4 protein-coding genes are annotated in these 2,431 nt (G+C 36.2%); 1 reads left to right on the top strand and 3 read right to left on the bottom strand.

Annotated features, from left to right (window positions below; all coding sequences use genetic code 11):
* Positions 1–154 precede the first annotated feature (154 nt).
* The 3 genes from HHL23_RS22325 to HHL23_RS22315 form a co-directional block, all read right to left on the bottom strand.
* Entirely contained in the window at positions 155–388 is a 234-nt protein-coding gene (locus HHL23_RS22325; protein WP_169236939.1) for a hypothetical protein, read from the bottom strand.
* Between the two features lie 122 nt (positions 389–510).
* On the bottom strand, positions 511–1,005 hold the full coding sequence (locus HHL23_RS22320) for a GNAT family N-acetyltransferase (RefSeq protein WP_169236938.1): 495 nt from the start codon (positions 1,003–1,005) through the stop codon (positions 511–513).
* Between the two features lie 5 nt (positions 1,006–1,010).
* Positions 1,011–1,523 (bottom strand): DUF421 domain-containing protein, encoded by a 513-nt coding sequence (locus HHL23_RS22315; protein WP_169236937.1) that lies wholly within the window; start codon positions 1,521–1,523, stop codon positions 1,011–1,013.
* Positions 1,524–1,661: 138 nt separating this feature from the next.
* On the opposite strand from HHL23_RS22315, the gene HHL23_RS22310 reads away from it, so the two are divergent.
* Positions 1,662–2,213 carry a hypothetical protein gene (locus tag HHL23_RS22310; RefSeq protein ID WP_169236936.1) on the top strand — a complete coding sequence of 184 codons (552 nt, stop codon included), beginning with the start codon at positions 1,662–1,664 and terminating at the stop codon, positions 2,211–2,213.
* Positions 2,214–2,431 lie beyond the last annotated feature (218 nt).

Below are 2,431 nucleotides of genomic sequence, written 5' to 3'. Positions count from 1 at the left end.
AACTGCTAATATACAAAATAAAAAACAGAAAAACAAATTAATTGTTTGATAATCAGCAATATAAGTGTGCTTTTCCGTACGCCAAAAAACAAAAAAGTCGGAAGAAAAATTCTTCCGACCATGACTAGAAAAATCAGGGCTTTTTTTATTTTTTTCAATCTCTGTGGTGTTTTCTGCCTTTGTGTTTATGGTGGCCACCTCTGTCATCATTGTCATAGTAATAGACTCTTTTTTTGACCTGTCCCGGCGCATAATATCTTGCGCTTCCTCCATACATTTTCTTGGCGTGTCCCGGTGGAACCCTTCTTACATGCTGATCATGTACTACACACGATGACATCATGAACAAGACCGTAACGACCCCTGCAATTTTAATTAAACCTTTCATTATTCTACTTTTTCAAATTTCAATAGGGAGATAACAAGGTTAGTGCCAAAATTTAAAAGAGGTTAGATATTAGAGGTTAGAAGTTAGTTTTGTATACATATAAATTTAAGACTAATATCTAGCTATTCTATACTATCGCTTCGCTTTTCCATCATGATAACGTCTTTCCACTGTCCGTTCAATTTTCCGATTTTCTTTCTAACACCTATAGTTCTGAAACCGTTTTTTTGATGAAATCGTATGGAACCTTCATTTTCGGGAAAAATACTGGCCTGCAGTGTCCAGAATCCGTGGCTCTCGCTGTCCAGAATCATCTTTTTTAACAGAACTGACCCTAAACCCTTCCCTTGATAAGTATTGTCGAAATAAATGCTTACTTCAGCAACTCCTTTATAACATTCTCTTTTACTTACCGGTTTCAAAGCACACCATCCTACTATTTCATTACTTTCATTTTCCAGCACCCAGCGGCAATCGTTGAAATATTCCATATTCCATGCTTCGGCGGTAGGGATTTCTGTTTCAAAAGTGGCTATACCACCATCTACTCCCTGTCTGAAAATTTCCAACACTCTTTTTTCATCACTGGGAAGCATTTCTCTTAATTCGTAATTCATTTTATTTAATGGTATTTTCTTTTGTTTCTTCTTTTTATCCTTGAATAATGGGTTTGTTTTCCTGTTTCATCCTGTGAAACAACACTGATGTTTCCGTCTACTTCAAGGATAGAAAGTTTTACATCTTCTGTTTTTTCCACACCATGTTCCCGAATGGCCTCCTCCAATTCATCACGGGTGATTTTCACTCTATTTAAAGCAGTCTGATCTATTATTCCATCCCTGATAAGGACTACAGGATCTTCTTCCATGAATGTTTCGAATTTCCGGTTGGAAAACATGAGTCTTTTTAGAATAAAGTTAGCCGCAAAAAGCACGAGTGCTGCAATAAGACCACCCTGAAGCGATGTATCTGGTCCCACCATTGCGTTCTGAACTGCATTGGAAATAAGGAGCAGCAATACAACATCTCCCGCATTGAGCTGAGAAAGCTGATTTTTACCAAAAAGGCGGATTGCGATTACCATAAACAGATAAACGCACAGAGAGCGTACTACGACATCAAGTATAGGATTCACAAATCAGGATTTATAATCAAATGTATACATTTTTTATGATTAGCGGATCAATTTATTTTAACCTTAAAAACAGAATAAGATGGCAAAAACTATGGCATATGATTTGACCTCCTTAATTAAAAAATAAATATACATTAAATGATGAAACGAGTTCTTTTATGCCTAAGCGCCTTTCTTTTTTTTATATCCTGTAAAAAACAGGAAATCAAACAATCTGTACCAGCAGAAACAGCGATCACCTTAAAAATCAATGAACTTTACAAATTGTATGGTAATTCTAATGATGCTCTTTATCATAAACCATTCTCTGATAGTCTGTTTTCCCTGGAACTGAAAAAAGCTCTGGAAGAAGCCATCAATGCATCAAAAGCTGATATTGAAAAAGTAAAGAAAAGCGATCATCCCGATGAAAAACCGCTGCTGTTTGAAGGTGCTGTTTTTTCAAGTCTATATGAGGGGTTCACCGGATATAAAATAAAATCAGTTATCATACATCCTGACGGAACCTCAGCAGATGCGGTTGTTGATTTTGAATATACAACGTTGCCCCCTAAAATTACATGGACCGACCAAATCCATTTAATGAATTCCGACCAAGGATGGAGAATTGATAACATCAGTTTTGACAGTATTGGAAGTGCCAAGGATCTGAAGACAAGTTTGAATAGTTTTACACAAAACGCCCACTAATTATTAAAACCTCATCATAAAAAAAGCTGCTTTAAAAGCAGCTTTAATTTTTTAAGGGCATTGAGCGATCGGAACCTCCCTGCATACTACTTTATTTAATCTAAAGAATTCCTCGAGGCTCTGCCTCGGGGTGAAAAGAGGAAAAGTTTGAAAAACGGATGGTTTTTCAAAAGAATAAAAAGATGTAGCTTTGATTTATGGACGATCATATTTTGAAA

It is taken from the genome of Chryseobacterium antibioticum, assembly GCF_012927325.1.
Classification (GTDB): Bacteria; Bacteroidota; Bacteroidia; order Flavobacteriales; family Weeksellaceae; genus Chryseobacterium; species Chryseobacterium antibioticum.
This window is presented reverse-complemented; position numbering and strand designations above follow the sequence as displayed.